20 protein-coding genes are annotated in these 23,374 nt (G+C 74.6%); 12 read left to right on the forward strand and 8 right to left on the reverse strand.

Annotated features, from left to right (window positions below):
- Nucleotides 1-28 precede the first annotated feature (28 nt).
- Complete coding sequence (locus GNZ18_RS39440) at nucleotides 29-1,501, forward strand: hypothetical protein (protein WP_156222482.1); 1,473 nt, start codon at nucleotides 29-31, stop codon at nucleotides 1,499-1,501.
- Nucleotides 1,498-2,841, forward strand: coding sequence for an AAA family ATPase (locus tag GNZ18_RS39445; protein WP_156222484.1), 1,344 nt, complete (start codon nucleotides 1,498-1,500; stop codon nucleotides 2,839-2,841). The genes GNZ18_RS39440 and GNZ18_RS39445 overlap by 4 nt, the downstream gene beginning before the upstream one ends.
- 5 nt (nucleotides 2,842-2,846) lie before the next feature.
- Here GNZ18_RS39445 and GNZ18_RS39450 read toward each other — a convergent pair whose 3' ends face one another.
- The gene (locus GNZ18_RS39450) at nucleotides 2,847-3,641 is read right to left on the reverse strand and encodes an ABC transporter ATP-binding protein (RefSeq protein ID WP_156222486.1); all 795 of its coding nucleotides are present in this window, start codon (nucleotides 3,639-3,641) and stop codon (nucleotides 2,847-2,849) included.
- Between the two features lie 127 nt (nucleotides 3,642-3,768).
- On the opposite strand from GNZ18_RS39450, the gene GNZ18_RS39455 reads away from it, so the two are divergent.
- The 3 genes from GNZ18_RS39455 (at nucleotide 3,769) to GNZ18_RS39465 (ending at nucleotide 5,569) form a co-directional block, all read left to right on the forward strand.
- Nucleotides 3,769-4,284 carry a hypothetical protein gene (locus GNZ18_RS39455; RefSeq protein WP_156222488.1) on the forward strand — a complete coding sequence of 172 codons (516 nt, stop codon included), beginning with the start codon at nucleotides 3,769-3,771 and terminating at the stop codon, nucleotides 4,282-4,284.
- 142 nt (nucleotides 4,285-4,426) lie between these two features.
- A complete protein-coding gene (locus GNZ18_RS39460) occupies nucleotides 4,427-5,113 on the forward strand; it encodes a hypothetical protein (protein ID WP_214621075.1) in 687 nt (228 codons plus the stop codon).
- 240 nt (nucleotides 5,114-5,353) lie between these two features.
- Nucleotides 5,354-5,569 carry a hypothetical protein gene (locus GNZ18_RS39465; RefSeq protein ID WP_156222490.1) on the forward strand — a complete coding sequence of 72 codons (216 nt, stop codon included), beginning with the start codon at nucleotides 5,354-5,356 and terminating at the stop codon, nucleotides 5,567-5,569.
- Between the two features lie 59 nt (nucleotides 5,570-5,628).
- Here GNZ18_RS39465 and GNZ18_RS39470 read toward each other — a convergent pair whose 3' ends face one another.
- From GNZ18_RS39470 to hrpA, 3 genes are all read right to left on the reverse strand, one after another.
- Nucleotides 5,629-7,380, reverse strand: a complete 1,752-nt coding sequence (locus GNZ18_RS39470; protein WP_246251277.1) for a coiled-coil domain-containing protein — start codon at nucleotides 7,378-7,380, stop codon at nucleotides 5,629-5,631.
- 203 nt (nucleotides 7,381-7,583) lie between these two features.
- The gene (pip, locus tag GNZ18_RS39475) at nucleotides 7,584-8,540 is read right to left on the reverse strand and encodes a prolyl aminopeptidase (RefSeq protein WP_173391025.1); all 957 of its coding nucleotides are present in this window, start codon (nucleotides 8,538-8,540) and stop codon (nucleotides 7,584-7,586) included.
- Between the two features lie 38 nt (nucleotides 8,541-8,578).
- Nucleotides 8,579-12,514 (reverse strand): ATP-dependent RNA helicase HrpA, encoded by a 3,936-nt coding sequence (gene hrpA / locus GNZ18_RS39480; RefSeq protein ID WP_156222492.1) that lies wholly within the window; start codon nucleotides 12,512-12,514, stop codon nucleotides 8,579-8,581.
- A gap of 221 nt (nucleotides 12,515-12,735) precedes the next feature.
- On the opposite strand from hrpA, the gene GNZ18_RS39485 reads away from it, so the two are divergent.
- On the forward strand, nucleotides 12,736-14,181 hold the full coding sequence (locus GNZ18_RS39485; RefSeq protein WP_156222494.1) for a serine/threonine-protein kinase: 1,446 nt from the start codon (nucleotides 12,736-12,738) through the stop codon (nucleotides 14,179-14,181).
- A gap of 9 nt (nucleotides 14,182-14,190) precedes the next feature.
- On the opposite strand, the gene GNZ18_RS39490 is transcribed toward GNZ18_RS39485, so the two are convergent.
- On the reverse strand, nucleotides 14,191-15,201 hold the full coding sequence (locus GNZ18_RS39490) for an aldo/keto reductase (RefSeq protein ID WP_156222496.1): 1,011 nt from the start codon (nucleotides 15,199-15,201) through the stop codon (nucleotides 14,191-14,193).
- A 101-nt stretch (nucleotides 15,202-15,302) separates the two neighbouring features.
- Between GNZ18_RS39490 and GNZ18_RS39495 the strand changes: the two genes are divergently transcribed.
- The 4 genes from GNZ18_RS39495 (at nucleotide 15,303) to GNZ18_RS39510 (ending at nucleotide 18,913) form a co-directional block, all read left to right on the forward strand.
- Nucleotides 15,303-15,953: a hypothetical protein gene (locus tag GNZ18_RS39495; protein WP_156222498.1), complete on the forward strand. Its 651-nt coding sequence runs from the start codon at nucleotides 15,303-15,305 to the stop codon at nucleotides 15,951-15,953.
- Nucleotides 15,954-16,024: 71 nt separating this feature from the next.
- Nucleotides 16,025-17,098 (forward strand): ABC transporter substrate-binding protein, encoded by a 1,074-nt coding sequence (locus tag GNZ18_RS39500; protein WP_216651586.1) that lies wholly within the window; start codon nucleotides 16,025-16,027, stop codon nucleotides 17,096-17,098.
- Nucleotides 17,091-18,143 carry a FecCD family ABC transporter permease gene (locus tag GNZ18_RS39505; RefSeq protein WP_156222500.1) on the forward strand — a complete coding sequence of 351 codons (1,053 nt, stop codon included), beginning with the start codon at nucleotides 17,091-17,093 and terminating at the stop codon, nucleotides 18,141-18,143. The genes GNZ18_RS39500 and GNZ18_RS39505 overlap by 8 nt, the downstream gene beginning before the upstream one ends.
- On the forward strand, nucleotides 18,143-18,913 hold the full coding sequence (locus GNZ18_RS39510) for an ABC transporter ATP-binding protein (protein ID WP_156222502.1): 771 nt from the start codon (nucleotides 18,143-18,145) through the stop codon (nucleotides 18,911-18,913). Before GNZ18_RS39505 ends, GNZ18_RS39510 begins: the two co-directional genes overlap by 1 nt.
- A 159-nt stretch (nucleotides 18,914-19,072) precedes the next feature.
- Here the strand turns inward: GNZ18_RS39510 and GNZ18_RS39515 are convergent, their stop codons facing one another.
- Genes GNZ18_RS39515 through GNZ18_RS39525 form a run of 3 tightly spaced genes read right to left on the reverse strand, consistent with a single transcriptional unit; the run spans nucleotide 19,073 to nucleotide 22,181 of the window.
- On the reverse strand, nucleotides 19,073-19,837 hold the full coding sequence (locus tag GNZ18_RS39515; RefSeq protein WP_156222504.1) for an enoyl-CoA hydratase/isomerase family protein: 765 nt from the start codon (nucleotides 19,835-19,837) through the stop codon (nucleotides 19,073-19,075).
- Nucleotides 19,838-19,860: 23 nt separating this feature from the next.
- The gene (glpK, locus tag GNZ18_RS39520; protein ID WP_214621083.1) at nucleotides 19,861-21,387 is read right to left on the reverse strand and encodes a glycerol kinase GlpK; all 1,527 of its coding nucleotides are present in this window, start codon (nucleotides 21,385-21,387) and stop codon (nucleotides 19,861-19,863) included.
- Nucleotides 21,388-21,413: 26 nt separating this feature from the next.
- On the reverse strand, nucleotides 21,414-22,181 hold the full coding sequence (locus GNZ18_RS39525; RefSeq protein ID WP_156222506.1) for an IclR family transcriptional regulator: 768 nt from the start codon (nucleotides 22,179-22,181) through the stop codon (nucleotides 21,414-21,416).
- 238 nt (nucleotides 22,182-22,419) lie between these two features.
- Here GNZ18_RS39525 and GNZ18_RS39530 point away from each other — a divergent pair, with 238 nt between their 5' ends.
- Both GNZ18_RS39530 and GNZ18_RS39535 read left to right on the forward strand, forming a co-directional pair.
- Complete coding sequence (locus tag GNZ18_RS39530) at nucleotides 22,420-23,256, forward strand: MIP/aquaporin family protein (RefSeq protein WP_156222508.1); 837 nt, start codon at nucleotides 22,420-22,422, stop codon at nucleotides 23,254-23,256.
- The coding region (locus GNZ18_RS39535) for an FGGY family carbohydrate kinase (protein WP_156220711.1) at nucleotides 23,249-23,374 on the forward strand (126 nt) is incomplete at its 3' end. The genes GNZ18_RS39530 and GNZ18_RS39535, both read left to right, overlap by 8 nt.

Here is a 23,374-nt window from a genome sequence, read left to right on the forward strand (position 1 = left end):
CCTCGGCTCTGCTCCGGGCCGGTGGCCGATGAGCGTGCTGTCCTCCCTCGCGCGGCTGCGGGCGGCCTCGACCGGGGCGGCCGAGCCGCTGGCCACCGTCCGGCACTGCCACCTCGTGGACGCGCCGCTGGTGCTCGTCCCGCTGAAGCTGTCCGGCGAGGCGGCGGCGCCGCTCGCGGTCATGCTCGGCGCCGCGCCCGACGACGCGACGCTGCTGGTCGTGCCGCAGCCGCGCAACCGGGACCTGCGGTTCGCGTTCGCCGCCGACCTGGCCAAGCTCGTCCTGAACCACATCGAGACGAGCCACGGCTCCGTCGAGGAGCTGCCGCCGGGCAAGGAGGGCGAGGAGCGGATCCGCTACGGGAACGCGCCGCAGCTCCTCGTCCCGAACCGGGGCGGCGTCGCGTTCCTGCGGCTGCTCGGACGCTCGACGCGGTTCCGCGGCACCGAGGGCCCCTACGCGGTCGACCCGGCGGTGCCGGTCCTCGGCCGCTGGCTGACCTGGTTCGCCGAGCGCCACGACCACCCGGGCTCCTCGCTGCTGCACGCGATGACGGAGCTGCTGCGGCTGCACTGGGCGACCGGGCAGTCCTCGCTGGAGGACGGCAACCTCGCCGCGCTGCTCGGCTGGATCGACCCGCCGGACGGGCTGGACGGCCCCTCCGCCGCCGCCCGCGCCGAGGACCCGGTGGCCTGCCCGCCCGCCGGGCCCACCACCGACCCCTCGTTCGACAACGAGGTCCTCGCCCCCGCGATCGCGGCCTACCACGAGTCCCACGGCGACCCGCGCGCGCTGGAGCGGCTGCGGGCCGCCGTCCACGGGCAGGTCGCGCCGACATGGGAGCTGATGTGGCGGGCCGTCGGCGTCCTGCGCGCGCTGCCGGAGGGCGCGAGCGTGCCGGGGCGCTGGGAGCGCGACCGGGACGCCTTCACCTATTACCACCAGACGTTCGGCGAGGCGTATCCTCAGGCGCGCCGCGACCCGCCCGTCCGGGCGGCGCGGCGGCTGCACGACCTCGAACGGGCGCAGGACGCCTACGACGCGCAGCGGGCGTTCGACGACCCGCTGGTCATGGCCGAGCACCGGCTGTCCGGGCAGGCGTTCGGCGGCCTGGTCACCGAGTGCGAGCCCGACCGGCTGGACGAGACGGGCAAGCGCCCGAAGCTGCGCCCGCTGCTGCGGATCGGCACCGAGGACCCGGTCCGGCTCGACCCCGGCACCGTCGTCTGCAACGCCGCGCGACCGGCGCTCAAGGGGAGGATCGTGGAGTTCGACGGCGGCGGCGTGCTGCTGGAGCTGACCGGCGGCATGGGCCGCAGGCTCACCGCCGAGCCGGGCACCGTCCCCGGGGTCGGTGAGCGGGTGTGCTTCACCTCGCTCTCGGAGGGGTCGTGGGGCGCGGCGCGGTTCCCCGACCGCGAGGACACCCCGTGGACGCACGGCGGGCCGCCCGCCGAGTACGTGCCGACCGACGAGGACGCCGAAGAGGACTGGTCATGACCGAACGCCACCTGGTCGCGCTGCCGCCGGAGCGCCCGCGGGACCCGTCGGAGGCGGCGACGCGGGTCGTCGAGGACGTCCTGGCCGACCTGGACGGCGCGCACCGCGGCGTGGTCGTCGACTCCCCGCCCGGCGCGGGCAAGTCCACGCTGGTGGTCCGCGCCGCCGCGCACCTGGCGGCGGCGGGCGAGCGGCTGATGATCGTGGCGCAGACCAACGAGCAGGTCGACGACCTCATCGACCGCATCGCGGGCCGCCACCCCGAGGTGACGCTCGGCCGCCTGTCGGCCTCCGGGTACGTGCCGTCGGAGCGGGTCCTGGCGCATCCGGCGGTGCGGGTCGCGCAGAAGGCGGACGACCTCGCCGAGCACACCGTCGTGATCGCGACCGGCGCGAAGTGGGCGACGCTGGCCGAGGGGTCGTGGCCGTGGGCGATCGTGGACGAGGCGTACCAGATGCGCTCCGACCTGCTGCTGCGCATCGCCGGACGGTTCGAGCGGGCTTTGTTCGTCGGCGACCCGGGGCAGCTCGACCCGTTCTCGACCGTCGAGGTGGAGCGCTGGGCGGGCCTGTCGTGGGACCCGATGCGCAGTGCCGTGTCGGTGCTGCTCGCGCACAACCCGGAGCTGCCCGTCCACCGGCTGCCGGTGTCGTGGCGGCTGCCCGCGTCGGCCGCGCCCGTCGTGTCGGACGCGTTCTACCCCTTCACCGGGTTCCGCGCGGGAACGCGGGAGGGCGAGCGGCGCCTGGAGTTCCAGGCGCGCGGCATGGGCACCACCTACGACCTGGCGCTGGAGGAGGCGGCGGCGACCGGCTGGGCCCTGTACGAGCTGCCCGCCCGGCACACGCTGCGCACCGACGCCGAGGCGGTGCGGGCGACGGCGGCGCTGGCCGTCCGCCTGCTGCAACGCGGGCCGGTCGCGCACTCCGAGCAGGGATCGGCCCCCGTCGGAGCCGACCGGGTCGCGATCGGCGCGGCGCACCGCGACCAGGTCACCGCGATCCGCGCGGCGCTCGGCCCGCACGGCGCGGGCATCACCGTCGACACCGCCAACCGCCTCCAGGGCCGCGAGTACGACGTGACGGTCGTGCTGCACCCGCTGTCGGGGCGCCGCGACGCCACCGCGTTCCACCTGGAGTCGGGGCGGCTGTGCGTGCTGGCGTCACGGCACCGGCACGCGTGCGTGGTCGTGGCGCGGGCGGGCATCCCCGAGCTGCTGGACGCCCACCCGTCCACCGAGCCGGTGCGCCTCGGCGTCCCGGTGAAGTTCCCGGACGGCTGGGAGGCCAACCAGTCGGTGCTCGCGCACCTGGCGCGGCACCGCGTCCAGGCGGACTGAGGTCCTCAGGCGGGGCCCGCCGTGGCGGCCCAGCGGCCGTTGCTCCGGGTGATCGTGATCGGGTGGTCGAAGCACGCGCTGACCTGCCCGGTGGTGAGGACCTCGCCCGCCGGTCCGGAGGCGAGCACGCGCCCCTCCCGCAGCAGCAGCGCGTGGCTGGTGCTGGTGGGCAGCTCCTCCAGGTGGTGCGTGACCAGCACGGTCGTCAGGTCGGGACGGTCGGCGCGGAGCTGGTCGATGGCGGCCAGCAGCCGTTCGCGGGCCGCGACGTCCAGGCCGGTGGCGGGCTCGTCGAGCAGCAGCAGCGGCGGGTCCGGCATGAGCGCGCGGGCGATGAGCGTACGGCCCCGCTCCCCCTGCGACAGGTTCGGCCAGCGGGCGTCGGCGCGGTGCGTCAGCCCCAGCAGCCCGATCAGTTCATCGGCGCGCCGCAGGTCGTCCTCGGACGGTGTCCAGCGCGGCACCAGCTCGATGGTCCCGGTCACGCCGGTCAGCACGACCTCCCGGACGGTCCGCGCCGACTCCAGCGGATGCCGCGGGTTGACCTGCCCGATCAGCCTGCGCAGCTCCTGGACGTCGACCCGGCCGAGCCTGCGCCCGAGGATCTCCGCCGCGCCGCGCGTCGGGTGGGTGTAGGCGCCGAGGATGCCGAGCAGCGTGCTCTTCCCGGCGCCGTTCGGGCCGATCAGCGCCCAGTGCTCGCCGCGCAGCACGGTCAGCGTGACCTGGTCGAGGAGCACGCGCCGCTGCCGGACGAGGTCGATCTTGTCGGCGTTGAGCACGACGTCGGACGGGGACAACGCGGACCTCCCTGCTCGCGGACGCACCGAAGATCCGCAATGTACCCGAAGGTTCGCCGCGGCAGGCACGAGGGGCGGTCCGGGCGGATAATGTGAGAGCCGGTGCCTCAGCGATCAGGGGAGGGACATGGAGGACATCGGCTTCATGTGCGCCCGCTGCGGCGGCGAGGTGCACGACGTCACGCACAACCGCGAGGGCTCGCTGGACGGCGTGGGCTACCGCCACAACCGGCGGGTGGAGCCCTGGGACCACGAGCTGGAGCTCGCCGTGGGCGAGCCGGCCCCGCAGGACCAGTCGTGCGACTTCTGCGCCGTCCCGGGCCCGAGCTGGCTGTACTACCCCACGCTCGACCCCGAGGACACCGACATGTTCGAGGTCGAGCTCGACACCACGCACCTGTCCGACGACGACACCGCCGTGGCCGTCCTCAACATGCTCTATCCCTGGTACGCCTGCGACACGTGCTCGGTGCTGGTCGCCGACCGCAACATCGACCTGCTGATCGCGCGCGCCTTGGACCGTACCCCCGTCCCCGCCGGCGCCGCCGTGGACGAGGACACCGTCCGCGCCCGCCTCAAGGGGTCGCTGTCGGTGTTCTTCACGACGCGTCCGGGCCGTCCGCAGCCGTCCCGGGCGGTGTAGGCGCGGGGATCGCGGCGGGGCGCGCCGGGCACGCTCGCGCGGGGGCGCGGGCCTGGAACCGGGGTCGGCGCGGGAACGTCAGAGCCCATCATTAAGATCGGTCCCGTTTTGGGTGGCGGTTCGAGCACGGGGGAAACGCAAGGTGATCATTGAGAAGCGGTTCCATGGGCCGGACGGGTCCGGCCATGGCGGGTACGTGGCGGGGATGCTCGCGGCGCGGGCGGCCTCCGACACGGTGACGGTGACGCTGCGGCGCCCTCCCCCGCTGGACACCGACCTGACGGTGACGGTCGAGGACGAGCGCGGCCACGGGGTGCGGCTCTGGGACGGCGAGACACTGGTGGCGGAGGCGCTCGCGGGGGCGATCGTCGTGCCGCCGGTGCCGCCCGTCCCGTTCGAGAAGGCGCTGGAGGGCGCGGAGAAGTACCGGGCGGCGGAGAACCACCCGTTCCCGCGCTGCTTCGTGTGCGGCCCCGAGCGCGCCCCGGGGGACGGGCTGCGCCTGGAGCCGGGCCCGGTCGCCGAGGCGACCGTCGCCACGCCGTGGGTGCCCGCCGAGGCGCCGACGGCCGAGTTGGTGTGGGCCGCGATGGACTGCCCCGGCGGCTGGGCGTTCGACGTGGCGGGCCGTCCGGCCGTGCTCGGCACGATGACCGGGCGGGTCACGGGCCTCCCCGAGGCGGGCGAGCGGTGCGTGGTCATGGGCCTCGCGCGCAGCCGGGAGGACCGCAAGATGCACGCGGCGACGGCCCTGTACGGCGCCGACGGCCGGCTCCTCGGCCGCTCGGAGCAGATCTGGATCGAGATCGACCCGCAGCGGTTCGGCTAGTCCGGCGGGATCTCCGCGCCCGGCACCGCGCCGCGCTGCGCACTGCACTGCACTGCACTGCACTGCACGGGACAGCACGGCACCGCGCCGGGGGCGGTATCGGCGTGTCCGGACGCGGGATTCGGCGGCGGGGGCCGCCGGACCGGTTCCGCATGGGTTCCCGGAATGTGTCGTCTGACGCTGCCCGGCAGGCCCGGTCCGCGTTCAATCTGAACCTCCGCGAATACGGAGGCGGGTCAGATGAGCGGAACCGGATTCCTGCTACTGGGGGTGGCCGCGCTCGCGGTCTACACCGGGATCCACTGGGAGCGCGCGCGGCGGGCGGTGTTCGACGTGCGGCTCGGCCGCAAGCGGGTCAGCTCGCTGCGGCACACGGCGCTGCGGGAGCGGGCGCACACCGCCCTGCTCGCCGGGGGGACGGTGGTGGTGTTCTTCATGATCGTCCGATACGGCTGAGCCGGGCCCGGGAGCGGGGCCCGGCGGGCGGGGGTCGTCAGGGGGGCAGCCGGTGACCGTCAGGGGCCGGTGAACAGGGGGTCCTCCCGGTCGGCGCCGTTGAGCGGCTGACCGGGGTTCTGCGGCCCGTGGTTCGACTGGCCGGGGTTCTGCGGGCCGTGGTTCTGCGGCCCTTGGTTCGGGTGACCGTGGTTCGACTGGCCGGGGTTCTGCGGGCCGTGGCCTTGCGGGCCGTGGTGCGGGGGCCCGGCGGGGCCGGGGTGGTGCGGTGCGGCGCCGGGCGGGGGCGGGCCGTGCTGCGGGACCGGCGCGCCGTTGGGCGGCTGGCCGATCGGCGGCGGGCCCGGGGGCATGCCGGGCGCCTGGGCGTGGCTCGCGTTGTGCGAGATGCCCGCGGGCGGCGCCGGCGTGCCACCGCCCGGCATCCGGCCGCCGGGCGGGATGTTGGACGAGAGCGTGTTGTGCGTGAACTGGTCGATCTGGCGGCGGGCGCGGTCGGCCTCGGCGCGGGCCGCGTCGCGCTCCTCGGCGAGCGCGGTCAGCGCGGCCTGCTGCTCGGCGACCGACTGCGAGAGCTGGCGGAGCTGCACCGACTGGTCATTGATCTTGGAGTTGAGCTCGTCGCGCTCGGACGTGGCGGCCTGCGCCCGCGCCTGGGCGGCGTCGCGGTCCTTGACGGCCTCCTCGACCCGGGCGGCGGCGCGCACGACCTCCGCCTCGGCCTCGGACTGGGCGCGCAGCGCGGTCGCGCGCTCGGTCTCGGCCTTGCTGGCGGCCTGCATGGCGCGCTGCCGCTGCGCCTCGGTGTCGCGCATGGCGTTGCGCAGGTCCTCGGCGCCCTGCTTGGCGACGGCGGCCTCCACCCGCTGCGCCTCGACGGCGCCCTCGGCCTCGGCCAGCTTGGAGTGCAGCGTGACCAGCTCGGCGCGCGCGGTCTCCAGCGCGGCCAGCAGCTCGGTCTCGCGGGCGGCGATGCGGTCGCGCTCGCTCTCGGCGGCGAGCTTGGCGCTCGTGGACTGCTGGGCGATCTGGTGCGCCTCCTCCCACGCCTCCTGCGCGGCGTCGCGCTTGGCGGTGGCGAGCTTGGCCTCCTCGCGGGCGGTCGCGGCCTCCCGCTCGCTCTCCTCGGCGCGGCCGCGGGCGGAGGTCGCCTCCTGCCACGCCTCCTCGGCCTTGCGCTGGGACGCGTCGCGCTCGCTCTGCGCGATGGCGAGCTCGCGGGCGGCCTCGGCGCGCACCTCGGCGACGCGCCGCTCGACCCCGGCGACGCTCAGCTCGGAGGTGAGCGAGTCGGCGAGCAGGTCGGCCGCCTTCTCCAGCCGCTCGACCATCTCCCATGTGGAGGCGACCTGGCCGGTCAGGCCCGGCGCGTCCCGGCCGCGCTCGCGGCGGTCGCGGGCCTCGCGGGCGCAGGCGCCGTCGTTGTCGCGGCAGTAGCGGACGCTGCGGACGGCGCCCATCGGCTGCGGGACGGGCCGTCCGCAGTTCGCGCACGGCCAGACCGTGACGGGCTCGCCCAGCCGGGCGACCGCCGTCTCGGCGGTCCGCTCCGGCTCCCGGCCCCGCCCGCCTGAGCCCTCCGTCCCCGCGCCGCCCGTGCCCCGCGCCCCGCTCCGCCTGTCGTCGTCCTGTCCACCGGCACTCTCGGAACCCGGGCCGCGTGCACCCGTGCCCTCCGTGCCGGCGCCCCCTGTGCCCGCGCCCTGCGCACCAGCGTCTTCCTGCGGCTTCTCGCCTTCGGAGACCGCGGCTTCGGGAGTCGCGGCCGTCTCCTCGGGGCCGCTATTGTCGCGCTCTTCGCTGTTAGGCATGGAATGAACCATACGCACTAGTCGGCGTGGCCGCAGTGACTTGCGGGGTTCGTGTGGGCACGCAGAGGTCGCTCCCGAGGGGGCCCGGAGGCGGTCCGCGACGTCCGAGGAACCGGGAAAACGGCACGCTCGCAGGGCTTCCCGCCTCCCCCGCCGAAGGTCCATGGAGCGGGGTCCGGCCAGCCGAAAAATCGGCTCACCGGTCAGGGACGGAAGCGGTCGGTCGCCTCGACGAGCCGGTGCAGCGTCCCGGGTTCGGAGCCGCCGTGGCCCGCGTCCTCGACGATCGTGAACTCCGCCTCGGGCCACGCCAGGTGCAGGTCCCATGCCTGGTCGGGCGGCGTCTTGATGTCGTAGCGGCCGTTCACGATCACGGCGGGGATGTGCCGGACGCGGTCGACGCCCGCGAGCAGCCCCTCTTCGGGCAGGAACCCGCCGTTGGCGATGTAGTGGTGGAGGATGCGGGCGAACGCGTAGAGGAGCGCGGGGCCGACGTCGGGGGGCGGCACCGGGAGCAAGGTGTTCGCCGCCATCTCCCAGTCCATCCAGGCGCGGGACGCGGGCCCGTGCACCGCCGGGTCGGGGTCGTGGATGCGGCGCCCGTAGGCGGCGAGCAGGTCGTCGCGCTCGGCGGCCGGGATCGCGTCGCGGAACGCCGCCCACTCGGCGGGGAACAGGTGCGCGGCGCCTCCCGGGGTGAGCGACCACGCCTCGTCCTCGGGGCGGATGAGCCAGATCCCGCGCAGCACTAGCTCGGTGACGCGCTCGGGATGGGCCTGCGCGTAGGAGAGGGACAGCGTGCTGCCCCAGCTCCCGCCGAACACCAGCCAGCGGTCGACGGACAGGTGCTCGCGCAGCCGCTCGATGTCGGCGACCAGGTGCGCGGTCGTGTTGTGCTCCAGCGACACCGCCGGGTCGCTCGCGCTCGGCAGGCTGCGCCCGCAGTTGCGCTGGTCGAACAGCACGATCCGGTAGGCGGCCGGGTCGAAGAAGCGCCGGTTGGCGGGCAGCACGCCGCCGCCGGGCCCGCCGTGCAGGAACACCGCCGGCTTGCCGTCGGGGTTCCCGCACACCTCCCAGTAGATCTCGTTGCCGTCGCCGACGTCGAGCAGCCCGGAGTCGTGCGGTTCCACTTCCGGGTAGAAGCCCCTCAGGTCCATGCATTAGTCATACCCGACAAACGATCATGCCGGGAACGCTAGAGCTGGGCGAGGGCCTTGCGGATCCGCTTGTCCGACACGGGGTAGCGCGTCCCGAGCTGCTGGGCGAACAGGCTGACCCGCAGCTCCTCCAGCATCCAGCGCACCTGCCGGGCGGCCTCGCCGTCGCGGCGGGCCGGGTGCAGCCGGCGGAGCGCCTGCTCGTACTCCTGCTCCAGCGTCTCGACCTGGTGCGCGAGCGCGCGGTCGCGCCCCGGGTTCTCGGGCAGCTTGTCGAGCCGAACCTGGAGGGCGCGCAGGTAGCGGGGCAGGTCGGGCAGCCGCGGCCAGCCGGTCTCGGTGACGAACCCGGGCTTGACCAGCTGCGCGATATGGGCGCGGACGGCGGTCAGCGCGGGCACGAGCGTCAGGCTCGTCGTGCCGCGCAGCCGCCGGTCGATCTCGTGGGCCTCGGCGAGGATCCGCTCGACCAGCGCGACGATCGCGGCGGTCGCGTCGTGCAGGTCGGCGCGGACGCGGTCGTAGAGGACGCGGAACCCCTCCTCGTCCCACGCGGGGCCGCCCGCCTCGGCGATGAGCCGGTCGGCGGCGGCGGTGACGCAGTCGTCGAACAGCGCGGCGACCGAGCCGTGCGGGTTGTGGCTGAGCGCCAGCTTCCCCTGGTTGGTCAGGCGGCCCTGGATGAGCTTCACCGGCGAGGGCGCGTTCAGCAGGATCAGCCTGCGGGTGCCGCGCCACATCGCGCGGCGCTGCTCGGCCTCCGTCTCATACATCCGGACGGCGACGCTGTCGCCCTCGTCGGTGAGCGCCGGGTACGCCTTGACGTCGTAGCCCGCCTGGTTCCGCTCGTAGGTGCGCGGCAGCTCGCCGATCGTCCACTCGCGCAGCCCGGACCGCTCGATCGTGGACGCCGCCTTGGACAGCGTCCCCCGGACCTTGCCCGCGAGGCGGCGCTTCAGCTCGTCCAGGTCGGTGCCCTCGCCGAGCGCCCGGCCCCGGTCGTCGACCACGCGGAACGTGATGCGCAGGTGCGCGGGCAGCCGGGAGGTGTCCCACGCCTCGCGCGCGACCGGGACGGAGGTCATCGCGGTCAGCTCGCGCTCCAGCGCGTCCAGCAGCGGCTCGGTGCGGGGGGCGACGCGGCCGAGGACCTTGCGGGCGTAGTCGGGCGCCGGGACGAAGTTGACGCGCAGCTGCTTGGGCAGCGACCGGATCAGCTCGGTGACCAGTTCGGCGCGCAGGCCGGGGACCTGCCAGTCGAAGCCGTCCGGCCGCACCTGGTTGAGGACCTGCACCGGGACGTGGACGGTCACGCCGTCGGCGTCGGTGCCCGGCTCGAACTGGTAGGTCAGCCGCAGGCCCAGCGGCCCCTGCCGCCACGCGTCGGGGTAGTCGGCCTCGCTGACGCCGTCGGCGGTGGCGTTGATGAGCATCGACTTCTCGAACCCGAGCAGGTCGGGGTCCTCGCGCCGGGCCTGCTTCCACCAGGCGTCGAAGTGCCGCCCGGACACGACGTCCTCCGGGACGCGCTCGTCGTAGAAGTCGAACAGGGTCTCGTCGTCGACGAGGATGTCGCGGCGCCGGGCGCGGTGCTCCAGCTCCTCCACCTCGTCCAGCAGGGCGCGGTTCTCGTGGAAGAACCGGTGGTGGGTCTCCCAGTCGCCCTCGACGAGCGCGTGCCGGATGAACAGCTCGCGGGACAGCGCCGGGTCGATGGAGCCGTAGTTGACGCGGCGGTCGGCGACGATCGGCACGCCGTAGAGCGTGACCTTCTCGTGCGCCATCACGGCCGCGCGCTTCTTCGACCAGTGCGGCTCGCTGTAGGAGCGCTTGACGAGGTGCCCGGCGAGCGGCTCGATCCACTCCGGCTCTATCTTCGCGTTGACCCGCGCCCACAGCCGGGACGTCTCGACCAGCTCCGCCGACATCACCCAGCGGGGCGGCTTGCGGAACAGCGACGACCCGGGGAACACGGCGAACCGCGCGCCGCGCGCGCCGATGTACTCCTGGCCCCGGCGCTGCTTGGCGTCCTTCTTGTCGGCGTCCGCCAGGCCGACGTGGGAGAGCAGGCCCGACAGCAGCGAGACGTGGACGCGGTCGGGGGGCGCGTCGGCGGTGTTGACCGTGACGCCGAGGGTCTTGGCGACCTGTTTGAGCTGACCGTGCAGGTCCTGCCACTCCCGCACGCGCAGGAAGTGCAGGAACTCGTTCTTGCACATCCGCCGGAACGCGCTGCCCGACAGCTCCTGCTGCTGTTCGCGCAGGTAGTTCCACAGGTTCAGGTAGGCGAGGAAGTCGGAGGTCGGGTCGGCGAACCGGCGGTGCCGCTCGTCGGCGGCCTGCTGGTCGTCGGCGGGGCGCTCGCGCGGGTCCTGGATGGACAGTGCGGCGGCGATGACGAGCACCTCGCGCACGCAGCCGTTGCGGTCGGCCTCCAGCACCATCCGCGCGAGCCTCGGGTCGACGGGGAGCTGCGCGAGGCGGCGGCCGAGCGGGGTGAGGCGCCTGCGCGGGTCCTTCTCCGCCGGGTCGATCGCGCCCAGCTCGTGCAGCAGGTCGACGCCCGCCTTCACGTTGCGGCGGTCCGGCGGCTCGACGAACGGGAACGCGGCGATGTCGCCGAGGCCGAGCGCCGTCATCTGCAGGATGACCGACGCCAGGTTCGTGCGGAGGATCTCCGGGTCGGTGAACTCGGGGCGGGACTCGAAGTCCTCCTCGGAGTACAGCCGGATGCACACGCCCTCGGACACGCGCCCGCAGCGCCCCTTGCGCTGGTTCGCCGACGCCTGCGACACGGGCTCGATCGGGAGCCGCTGCACCTTCAGCCGGTGGCTGTAGCGGGAGATCCGCGCGGTGCCGGGATCGACGACGTACTTGATGCCGGGGACGGTCAGCGACGTCTCGGCGACGTTGGTCGCGAGGACGATCCGGCGCCCGCGGTGCGGCTGGAACACGCGGTGCTGCTCGGCCGCCGACAGCCGCGCGTACAGCGGGACGACCTCGGCCGTCCCCCGCTGCCGCTGGAAGTGCTTGGTGAGCGCGTCGGCGGTGTCGCGGATCTCGCGCTCGCCGCTGAGGAACACCAGCACGTCGCCGGGCGCCTCGCGGCCCAGCTCGTCCACCGCGTCGAGGATCGCCTGGACCTGGTCGCGGTCGGGGTCGGCGGACGGGTCGTCGGGGTCGGTGACGGGCCGGTAGCGGACCTCCACCGGGTAGGTCCGCCCGGACACCTCCACGATCGGCGCGTCGTCGAAATGCGCCGAGAACCGCTCGGGGTCGATCGTCGCCGAGGTGATGATCACCTTCAGGTCGGGGCGCCTCGGCAGGATCTCCTTGACGTAGCCGAGCAGGAAGTCGATGTTGAGGCTGCGCTCATGCGCCTCGTCGATGATCAGCGTGTCGTAGCGGCGCAGCAGCCGGTCGGTCTGGATCTCGGCGAGCAGGATGCCGTCGGTCATCAGCTTGACGAGCGTGTCGTCGCCGGAGCGGTCGGTGAAGCGGACCTTGTAGCCGACGGCGTCGCCCAGCCCGGTGCCGAGCTCCTCGGCGATCCGGTCGGCGACGGTGCGGGCGGCGAGGCGGCGCGGCTGGGTGTGCCCGATCGAGCCGAGCACGCCCCGGCCCAGCTCCAGGCAGATCTTGGGGATCTGCGTCGTCTTGCCCGACCCGGTCTCGCCCGCGACGATCACGACCTGGTGGTCGCGGACGGCGGCGAGGATGTCCTCCTTCTTGCGCGCGACGGGCAGCTCGGCCGGGTAGGTGATCGCGGGCACGGCCGCGCGCCGCCGCTCGACCCGCCGCTCGGCGGCCTCGATGTCGGCGGCGATCTCCTCGGCGACCCTGGTCCGGCGCGCGGCGTCGCGCGTCTTCTGCGCGCCGTCGATACGGCGGCGCAGGCGGTGCTGGTCGAGCAGCGTCAGCCCCGGCAGGCGCGCGCGCAGCCCGGCGAGCGGCGAGTTCACAGACGTCCTCATAATCCTCGACAAGGATAGGGTTCGGGCGCCCCCGGCCCGCTCCCCCCTCAAACCTTCGCACCGTAGCCGCAACGGCCCACGCGGGGCGATCGAATTTCCGGCGGTCCGGTGTACAACACCGCGCCCCCGGCCGCGATTCCCGCCGCCCGTACGCGGCGTACCGGATCCTTCACCTGGAGACACTGACCGTTCGGCCGGAGGATCCCTCATGATTGTGTGACATGGAGACCCCGAGGGCCGCCGGCCGCCACACGATCGTCCGCCTGCTCGGCTCGGGCGGGTTCGCGACCGTCTGGCTCGGCCACGACCCGGAGCTCGACGCGCCGGTGGCCGTCAAGATCCTCGGCGAGCACTGGACGCACCGCGCCGACGTCCGGGAGCGGTTCGTCCGGGAGGCGCGGCTCCTGCGGCGCGCCGACTCGCCCCGGCTCGTGCAGGTCTTCGACATCGGCGAGCTGCCCGACGGGCGCCCCTACTTCGTGATGACCTACGCCGACCGGGGCACGCTGGAGGACCGGCTCGCCGGGGGGCCGCTGCCGCTGAACGAGGCGCTGCGGATCGCGCGGGAGATCATCCTGGGCGTCGGGGAGCTGCACGGGCTCGGCGTCGTGCACCGCGACCTGAAGCCGTCCAACGTGCTGCTGCGGGCCGCGCCCGGCGACGCCGGTGCGAGCGGGGGCGAGGGCGAGCGGGTGCTCATCGCCGACCTCGGCATCGCGCGCACCGACGACCGGCTGTCGAGCCTGACGCTGCCCGCCGGGTCGCCCGGCTACATGGCGCCCGAGCAGGCGCAGATCGACGGCGCCCCCGACCGCCGCGCCGACGTGTACGGGCTCGGCGCGCTCACCTACCACCTGCTGACCGGCGAGCCGCCGCGCACGCCCCCCGTGCCGCCGAGCGGGCTGAACCCGGCCGTCCCGCCCCGGGTGGACGCGGCCGTGCTGCGCGCCCTGGAGCCCGACCGGGAGCGCCGCTGGCCGAGCGCGGAGGAGTTCGGCGCCGCGCTCGCCGACGCGACCAGCTCCGTCGACACCGACCCCCTGCCCGGCGCGCCGCCGGCCGCGGTGGCGCGCCGGACCCGGCTGCCGCGCCGCCGGACCGCCGTCGCCGGCGCCGCCCTCGCGGCCGCGGTCGCCATGGGCGGCGCGGCGTGGGCCGTCGCGGGCATGGGCGGCGACGGGTCCGCGGCGGACGACGCGCACTCGCGCTACCTGCGCGCCGGGTCGGACGTGCCGCGCCCGTACAGGGACCTGATCGTCCGGGCGGGCACGTGGTGCGACATGCCGGGCCTGAGCCCGGCGCTGATCGCGGCGATGCTGAAGGCGGAGAGCGGCTTCGACCCGCACCTGTCCGACCCCGCGAAGGACGAGTACGGCATCGCGCGGTGGACGCCGAAGATCCTGGTGTTCTGGCAGCCGGGCGGCCTGAACAACCCCGAGCCCAGGCCCGCCCAGATCACCCCGGAGCTGTCGATCCCGGCGATGGGCCGCTACCTGTGCTTCTGGGGCAAGGACCTGAAGGGCGTCCCGGGCGACCCGGCCCTGAACCTCGCGGTCAGCTACCGCAGCTCGTCCAAGACCGTCGTCAAGGAGGGCGGCGTCCCGGCCCGGTTCATGCCGTACGCGGAGAAGGTCCGCCGCTACCTGGCCGACTACCGGCCGCGCTGAGCGGCGGCGTCAGTACCTCCCTCCGACGGCCGGGGGGACGGCGTCCAGCTCGGCGAGGTCCCCCTCGGTCAGCTCCAGGTCGGCGGCGCCCGCGTTGTCGCGCAGGTAGCGGACCTTCTTGGTGCCGGGGATGGGGATGACGTGGTCGCCCTGGGCGAGCGTCCAGGCGATGGCGACCTGCGCCGGGGTGGCGCCGTGCCGCTCCGCGACCGCCTTGACGACGTCCACGATGCGCTGGTTGGCCTTCAGCGCCTCCTCCTGGAAGCGCGGGTTGATGACCCGGAAGTCGTCGTCCTCGAAGTCGGTCGTGGTGACGGTCCCGGTGAGGAAGCCCCGGCCGAGCGGCGAGAACGGCACGAACGCCGCGCCGTTGGCCGCGCACCAGCCGACCACGTCCCCGGCGTCCCCGGTGCCGCCGACCACGCTGAGCATGCCGACCGGGCCGCTGGACTCGGCGGGCGGCGCGCCCAGGGCGTCCCGCGTCCACAGCGACAGCTCCGACTGGACGGCGGCGACCGGATGGACCGCGTGCGCCTCGGCGGCCTGCGCGACGCTCACCTCCGACAGCCCGAGGGCGCGCACCTTGCCCTCGGCGACCAGCTCGGCCATCGCGCCCCAGGTCTCGGTCAGCGGCACGTCCGGGTCGACGCGGTGCAGGTAGTACAGGTCGATCACGTCGGTGTCCAGGCGGCGCAGGCTCTCCTCGGCCGAGGTCTTCACGTGCTCGGGCGTGCCGCGCCGGACCATCTTGAACGTCGCCTCGTCCTCCACGACCAGGCCGGTCTTGGTCGCGAGGACGGCCTCGTCCCGGCGCCCGGCGAGCGCCCGGCCCACCAGCCCCTCGTTGTGGCCGTCGCCGTACGGCTGGGCGGTGTCCAGGAACGTCACGCCGAGGTCGAGCGCCTCGCGGATCAACGCGATCGACGCCGTGTCGTCGGACTCTCCGTAGGCCCAGCTCATCCCCATGCAGCCGAGCCCGATCGCGCCCACCGGCCTACCCGCGAAGTCACGATTTTTCATGCTCGCTACTCCTTCTTCTAGGTTGCGCGATCCGCTCACGTTACCGGCGTTGATCGTGGGGCGCCTTGGGAGGCGCGCGGGCGCGGCATAGGCTGAGCCGCGTGACCGGCCCAGGTGCGGCGACGCCGCGGTACGCGCGGGGCACGCGGTACGCGCGGGGCGCCTTCCTCGCCGCCGCGTGCACGGCCCTCGCGCTCGCCGGGCACGTCGCCGGCGGCCGCGGGGCCTGCTGCGTGCCGCCGCTCCCGGCCGTCCTCGGCACCGGGGCGGTGGTCGGCGCGCTGTGCGTCGGCCTCGCCGGGCGGATGATGTCGTTCCGGCGCATCCTGGCCGTCGTGGGCTGGGCGCAGGTCGCCTTCCACTTCGCCTTCACGTTCGCCTCGTCCGGTGCCGGCCCCGCGCACCACATGGAGGCGGGCGGCCCGCCCATCGCGCCTCCGCCCGCCCCCGGCCCCGGTGCCGGGATGGCGCACGGCCTCGGGCTCGGGCCCTCGATGCTGGCGGGGCACGCCCTCGCCGCGCTCGCCGCCGCGCTGCTGCTCTCCGGCGCCGAGCGCGCCCTGGACTGGCTGTACGGGGCGGTCTTCGCGGCGGTCGCGCGGCCGCTCCCGATCGCGCCCGCGCGGACGAGCCGTCCGCCGCGTCCGGTCGTGGTCGTGGTCGCGGGCGACCCGGCGCCGCGGCTCGGCGTCCTGCTGGCCCGCGCCGTCCGGCGCCGCGGCCCTCCGGTGGCCCCGCCGCGCGCCGCCTGACCCCGCCCGACCCGGCGGGGCGGTGCGGCGTGCCACGCCTGCCATCACCCCACCGGAATAAGGGACCCCCCATGTTCAATTGCAAGGCAGCGCTGTCCGCGCTCACCGCCTGCGCACTGCTGGGCGCCGCCGCGTGCGCCGGAGACTCCGGCGGCGAGGCGGCCGCCGTCAAGCTCGACGGCGCCCCCGGCGCCACGTCCTACCCGCTCTCCTTCGACAACTGCGGGCAGAAGGTGTCCTTCACCCGCCCGCCGGGCCGCGTCCTGATCCTGAACGGGACGTCGGTCGCCGAGTCGGAGAGCTTCGTCATGCTCGGCCTGCAACGGCACGTCCTCGCCAACGCCCAGTCCTACGGGGTGTCGGACGACCCGTCGATGGTCGCGGCGATCAAGGCCATGCCCAACGGCGGCCTCACGATGAACAAGAACTTCGAGGTGCCCGCCGAGCAGGTCCTCGCCGCCAAGCCCGACCTGGTGATATCGACCTGGTCGGGCGGGTTCGACGCCAAACGCGGTCTCGCCACCCGCGAGCAGCTCGCCGCCGCCGGGATCACCACGCTCGTCAACCCCGTGAACTGCGCCTACGGCAAGACGGGCGCGTCGCGGGCGGAGAAGCGCGCCTACGAGGGCATCTCGATCGACTCCTCGCACGAGTTCCTGCGGCTGCTCGGCCTGGTGTTCGACGTCCAGCGCAGGGCCGCCGAGGTGACCGCCGACCTGCGGCGCAGGGTCCAGGCCGTGCGGACGCGGGTCGCCGGCAGGCCGCCGCGCAAGGTGCTGATCGTCTATCCCGGTATGTCGATGATGAACGCCTCCGGGCTGCCCGCCGTGATGACCGGGCGGATCACCGACGAGGTGATCTCCGCGGCGGGCGGCGTCAACGCGTTCGCCGGCCGCTCCCGGGACGTGACCAGCACGCTCACCAAGGAGCAGCTCGCCGTGGCCGACGTGGACGTCGTCGCCGTCGGCGTGTTCACCCCCTCGGAGAAGCCGGCGGAGGAGGCGAAGCGGCTGTTCGCCGAGTACCCGCAGTGGCGGGCGTCCAAGACCGGGACGTACACGACGCTCGCGGACGGCGCGTTCCTCGGCCCGCTCAACGCCTGGGCCGTGGAGCGGCTCGCCAAGGTGGTGCACCCCGATGGCTGACCTCGCCCGCCGGGGGCCGCACATGGTCTCCGGCCGCATGACCGGCGTGCTCATCGCGGGCCTGGTGGTCGCGCTCGCGCTCGCCGCCATCGCCGCGATCTCGATCGGGTCGGTGAACCTGCCGGTCGGCTCGGTGTGGCGGGTGGTCGGCGCGCACCTCACCGGGTCCGCGTCGGGCGACCCGCTGCGCGAGCAGGTCGTGTGGGAGATCCGCACGCCGCGCGTGCTGGTCGCGGCGCTGGTCGGCGCGGGGCTGAGCGCGGCGGGCGTGGCGCTCCAGGCGCTGGTCCGCAACCCGCTCGCCGACCCCTACGTGCTCGGGATCTCCTCCGGGGCCTCGCTGGGCGCGGTGCTGGTCGTCTCGTCGGGCGTGACGCTGGTCGGCGGGCTCGGCGTGACCGGCGCGGCGTTCGCGACGGCGGTCCTCAGCGTCCTGGTCGTGTACCTGCTCGCCCAGCGCGGCGGGCGGCTGCTGGACTCGCGGCTCGTCCTCGCGGGCGTCGCGGTCGGCTACCTGTGCTCGGCCGCGACCAGCTACATCCAGCTCCAGGTGGACCCGACCGAGCTGCACGGGCTGATGTTCTGGCTGATGGGCAGCGTCGCGGGCGTGACCTGGTCCGACCTCGGCCTGCCCGCCGCCGTCATCGCCGTGTGCACGCTGTTCCTGCTGGCGCAGGGGCGCGGCCTCAACGCGCTGGCGGCGGGGGACGACGCGGCGGCGGGGCTCGGCGCGTCCGTGCGGACGCTGCGGATCGCGCTGCTGGTCGTCGCGTCGCTGCTGACCGCGACGTCGGTCAGCGTGGTCGGCGGCATCGGGTTCGTCGGGCTGATGGTGCCGCACACCGCGCGGTTCCTCGTCGGCGGCGACCACCGGCGGGTGCTGCCGGTGGCGACGCTGGGCGGCGCGGTGTTCCTCGTCGCGGTGGACATCGCCGCCCGCACCGTCGACCGGCCGAACGAGCTGCCCATCGGGATCTTCACGACCGGTCTCGGCGTCCCGTTCTTCCTGTGGCTGCTGCGGCGCCGGTCCGGAGGCGAGCACTGATGCGGCTGGTCATCGCGGGCGTCACCGCCGAGATCGAGGGCACGCCGATCGTGTCCGAGGTCGACCTCGTCGCCGAGCCCGGCATGTTCGTCGGGCTGATCGGCCCGAACGGGAGCGGGAAGTCGACGCTGCTGCGCACCGTCTACCGCTCGCTGCGCCCCGCCGCCGGGGCCGTGTCGCTGGACGGCGACGACCTGTGGCGGATGCGCGCCCGGCACGCGGCGCGCCGCCGCGCCGTCGTCACCCAGCACGGCGACCTGGCCGGGGAGTTCTCCGTCGCCGAGGTCGTCGCGATGGGGCGCGCCCCGCACAAGGGCCTGCTCGACCGCGAGGACGCGGCCGACCGGGCGGTCGTCGCCGAGTCGCTGGAGCGGGTCGGGCTCGCGCACGCGTCCGACCGGCTGTTCTCGACGCTGTCGGGCGGCGAGCGGCAGCGCGCCCTCGTCGCGCGGGCGCTCGCGCAGGAGGCGCCGCTGCTGGTGCTGGACGAGCCGACCAACCACCTGGACGTCCGGGCCCAACTCGGCCTGCTCGACCTCGTCAGGTCGCTCGGGCTGACGCTGCTCACCGCGCTGCACGACCTCGACCACGCGGCGGCCTACTGCGACCGCGTCGTCGTGCTGGAACACGGGAGGGTGCGGGCGTCCGGGCCGCCGCTGGAGGTGCTGACGCCGGAGTTCGTCGCCGAGGTGTTCGGCGTGCGCGCCCACATCGGCGCCCACCCCATCACCGGCCGCCCCCACATCGCGATCGCGAGCCTTGTTGATTAAGACCGGCCACACCCCTCGCCTGGCGGCTCGGGGCGTGACCGTGCCTTCGGCGAGTGCGGCATCGCTTCGCGATCTTCCCGGTGGGGCTCGCCTCCGGCGTCGCCCCACCGGTCAGGTCACGCACTCGCGTGGTGGCTGTCGCCTTGGCGCCGGCGGGTGTCAGCGGCCCTCGAAGCGGGGGGTGCGGCGGTCGGTGAACGCCGCACGCCCCGCGGCGAAGTCGGCGGTGCCGAACAGGGCCGCCTGCTCCTCGCACTCGGCCTCCAGCAGGGCGTCCAGGCTCCGGTCGGCGAGGGTGAGCATGCGTTTGGCGGCGGCGACCGCCAGCGGGGCGAGGGCGGCGGCCTCGGCGGCGCGCTCCAGGGCCGCCTCCAGCGCGCCGCCGGACGGGGCGAGGGAGTCGGCGAGGCCGATCTCGTGGGCGCGGGAGGCGGGCACCGCCCTCCCGAACAGCAGCATGTCGGCGGCGCGGCCACTGCCGACGCGTCTCGGAAGCGTCCAGAGGAGCCCGCCGTCGGCGACGAGGCCGACGCGGCCGAACGAGGCGACGAACCGGGCGTCCGCGGCGGCGACCACGTGGTCGCAGACGGCGGCGAGCGAGACGCCGAGACCGGCGGCGACGCCCTCGACCGCCGCGACCACGGGCGTCCCGCCGGTGGCGATGAGCCGGACCGCCTCGTGCAGCGGCGCCAGCCGCGCGCGGACGGCCTCCGGGCGGGCGCCCTCCATCGAGCGGACGTCGCCGCCCGCCGAGAACGTGCCGCCCGCGCCGGTCAGCACGACCGCGCGCACGGCCGGGTCGTCCATGGCGCGGCGCGTCTCGTCCCTGAGGAGTTCGCGGGTCGGGACGTCGATCGCGTTGCGGACCTCGGGGCGGTCGATCGTGAGCACCCGGGTCGGGCCGTGGTCGGTCGCGGTGATCAAGCGGGTTCCCTCCTCGGGGTCGGCTAGCGGTCGGCGGGGTCGCCGTCCTCGGCGCGGATCCAGCCGAACGTGCGCTCCACGGCGCGCCGCCAGTTGTCGTACTCGGCGGCGCGGCGCCCCGGGTCCATCGCCGGGACCCACCGCGCCGCGCGGTGCCAGTTGCGCCGCAGCCCTTCCAGGCCCGCCCAGTAGCCGACCGCGAGCCCGGCGGCGTAGGCGGCGCCGAGCGAGACGGTCTCCACGACCATCGGCCGCGCGACCGGCACGTTCAGCACGTCCGCGACGATCTGCATGAGCAGGTTGTCGGAGGTCATGCCGCCGTCGGCCTTCAACTCCCGCAGGCCGAGCCCGGAGTCGCGGTTCATCGCGTCCACGACCTCGCGGGTCTGCCAGCCGGTCGCCTCCAGCACCGCCCGCGCCAGGTGGTGCTTGGTGATGTAGGAGGTCAGCCCGACGATGACGCCGCGCGCCTCGCCGCGCCAGTGCGGCGCGAACAGCCCGGAGAAGGCCGGGACGATGTAGCAGCCGCCGTTGTCGTCGACCGCGCGGGCCAGCGTCTCGATCTCCGGCGCGGTGGTGATCAGCCCGAGCCCGTCGCGGAACCACTGGACGAGCGCGCCGGTGATCGCGATCGAGCCCTCCAGCGCGTACACGGCGGGCTCGTCGCCGATCTTGTAGCCGACGGTGGTGAGCAGCCCGTTGGCCGAGCGCACCGGCGCCGTCCCGGTGTTCATCAGCAGGAACGCGCCGGTGCCGTAGGTGCACTTGGTCTCGCCGGGCGCGAAGCAGGTCTGCCCGAACAGCGCGGCCTGCTGGTCGCCGAGCGCCGCGCCGATCCGCACGCCGGGGAACACTTTGCGCGCCGTCCCGTAGGTCTCGCTGGACGAGCGGATCTCCGGCAGCATCGCCCTCGGCACGCCGAAGAACGCCAGCAGGTCGTCGTCCCAGGCCAGTGTGCGCAGGTCCATGAGCAGGGTGCGGCTCGCGTTGGTCACGTCGGTGACGTGGACGCCGCCGTCGACACCGCCGCTGAGGTTCCAGATCAGCCAGCTCTCCATGGTGCCGAACAGCACCTCGCCGCGCTCGGCGCGCTCGCGCAGGCCGGGCGTGTGGTCGAGCCGCCAGCGCACGCGCGGCGCCGAGAAGTAGGTGGCGAGCGGCAGGCCGCTGCGCCCGGGGACCGCCGCGGCGCCCGGCGCGCGGGCCAACTCGTCGACGAGCGCGGCGGTGCGGGTGTCCTGCCAGACGATCGCGCGGCCGACCGGGACGCCGGTGAGCCGGTCCCACAGGACGGTCGTCTCCCGCTGGTTGGCGATGCCGACGGCGACGACCTGGTCCGCCGTCGCGCCCGCCTGCGCCAGCGCCTCCGGGGCGATCCGCTCCAGGTTCCGCCAGATCTCCAGCGGGTCGTGCTCGACCCAGCCGGGTTTCGGGAAGTGCTGGCGGTGCTCGCGCTGCGCCACCGACACCAGCCGGCCGCCGTGGTCGAACAGGATGCACCGCGTGGACGTCGTGCCCTGGTCGATCGACATCACGTAGCGTTCGGTCACCGGCCGCCCCTCCCCTGGGTCATGCCCTACCAGCGTGAACCGCCGAGGTCGCGGGAGACGGCGCGCGCCGCGTCCCGGACGAACGCCACGAGCCGCGGCTCGGGCACCCGGCTCGCGTCGCAGACCCGCTCGACCGCGCCGGAGATCCCGATGGCGCCGACGACGAGCCCCCCGTGGCCGCGGATCGGCGCGGCGATGCCCGCCTCGCCGATCGACAGCTCCTCCACCTCCGCCGCCCACCCGCTCTCCCGGACGCGGGTGGCGGCGCGGGCGAGCGCGCGCGGCTCGGTGATCGTCCGCCGGCAGTACGGCTCCAGGACGGTGTCGCGGATCGAGGCCGCCGCGTTGGCGTCGTGCGCGAGCAGCGCCTTGCCGAGCGCGGTGGCGTGCAGCGGCAGCAGCGTCCCGACGTCCATCGCCTGGAGCGTGTCGTCGGGCCGGAAGACGTGGTGGACGACCAGGACCCGCCCCTCCAGCAGCGTCCCGATCCGGACGGCCTCGCCGCTGCGCGAGGCGAGCGCGTCCGCCCAGTTGATCGCCCGCGAGCGCAGCTCGTTGACGTCCAGGTAGCTGGTGCCGAGGTGCAGCAGCGCCGCGCCGAGCTGGTACTTGCCGGAGCCGTCGTCTCGCTCGACGAACCCGACGCGCTCCAGCGTCCGCAGGATGCCGTGCGCGGTGCCTCGGGCCAGGCCCAGGGACCCGGCGATCTCGCCGGCCCCGAGCCGGCCCTGGCTCGCGGCGAGCAGCCGCAGGATCGCGGCGGCCCGCTCGATCGACTGCACAGGTCCGGGCATGGGGCGGATGCTAGTTCCGCGGACGCGGTGCCGACAATGTCGGCACCCGCCGTCATCACCGCCTCCCGCCCCGTGAACTGCCCGGACTCTGTGATCTTGTGCACGGGGCCGAGGTTAACCGCCGCCGGACGGCGGCGAAAGTGTTCGACAATGTCGGCACTGACCTGTTGTAAGCCGTTCCGCCGCCATCTAGCGTCCAGGCCACCGCGACCGCCCCCGCGCGCCGAGGAGAGCAGACATGGCGGAACGAACCAAGACCGGGGTGCCGGCCGGTGAGCTCGCCGCCGAGTTCGCCGGCACCCTGATCCTCATCCTGTTCGGCATCGGCGTCGTCGCCCAGGTGGCGGCCGCCGAGATCGGCGACCACGACAGCATCGCCTGGGCCTGGGGCCTCGGCGTCACGCTGGGCGTCTACGTCGCGGCGCGGATCAGCGGCGCGCACCTCAACCCGGCGGTGACGCTCTCGCTCGCGGTGTTCCGGGAGTTCCCCTGGCGGAAGGTGGCGCCCTACGCCGCCGCGCAGACGCTCGGGGCGTTCGTCGCGGCGCTGATCGTCCGGTGGAACTACAGCGAGGTGCTCGCCAAGGCCGACCCCGGCCACACCATCAAGACGCAGGGCGTCTTCTCGACGCTGCCCGGCAACGGGTCGCTTCCGGTGGGCACCTGGGGCGCGTTCCGCGACCAGGTGATCGGCACCGCGATCCTGCTGTTCGTGATCAAGGCCGTCACCGACGTACGCAACGCGCCGCCGCTGGCGAACCTGGCGCCGTTCATCATCGGCCTGCTGGTCGTCGCGATCGGCATGGCCTTCGGCACGGACGCCGGTTACGCGATCAACCCGGCGCGCGACTTCGGGCCCCGGCTCGCCTCCTACCTCACCGGATACGGGAGCGCGTGGCGCGACCAGCACGGCGACCTCTACTTCTGGGTGCCGATCGTCGGCCCGCTGATCGGCGGCGTGCTCGGCGCCGGCCTCTACAAGGTCCTGATCGGACGGTTCCTGCCCGCCGAGGCGCCCCCCTCGTCCCAACCCGAGCCCGAACACGAGACGGCAGGAGACCCCACCCATGGCTGAGTTCGTCGGTGCGTTGGACCAGGGCACGACCAGTACCCGGTTCATGGTGTTCGACCATGGCGGCGGCGAGGTCGCGCGGCATCAGTTGGAGCATGAGCAGATCCTGCCGCGGGCGGGG

This window comes from Actinomadura litoris, from assembly GCF_009733595.1.
GTDB lineage: Bacteria > Actinomycetota > Actinomycetes > Streptosporangiales > Streptosporangiaceae > Spirillospora > Spirillospora litoris.